The organism is Pauljensenia sp. UMB3104 (assembly GCF_030217285.1).
In the GTDB taxonomy this organism is placed as follows: domain Bacteria; phylum Actinomycetota; class Actinomycetes; order Actinomycetales; family Actinomycetaceae; genus Pauljensenia.
The window spans coordinates 1-232 of sequence record NZ_JASONN010000642.1 but is presented as its reverse complement, the minus strand read 5'-3'; the positions used below and the strand labels follow the sequence as shown (position 1 = coordinate 232).

1 protein-coding gene is annotated in these 232 nt (G+C 55.2%); it reads right to left on the bottom strand.

From position 1 onward, the window contains the following. Positions 1 to 189: hypothetical protein (locus QP415_RS13120; RefSeq protein ID WP_285100363.1), on the bottom strand; the 189-nt coding region annotated here is incomplete at its 3' end. Positions 190 to 232 lie beyond the last annotated feature (43 nt).

Sequence of the window (232 nt, the reverse complement as noted above, 5' to 3'; positions counted from 1 at the left end):
TACGGCAGTGGCACTGGGAGAATTGAATTCGAGATTGTCTTCGAGGGTCACGCCTTGAGTTGTCTGGCCCGTGTAAACGCGGTTTAGGTTCCCGTGGTCTTCATCGAGAAGGTAGCAGATCCCTCGAGGCGGGATATCCGGCAACTGTTTGGCCTCTAGGAGATTATCCCTGGGGATAACGCTGGTCACCAGAGACTCACCCTCGACACGGCAGATGCGAATGCCGTCAAGA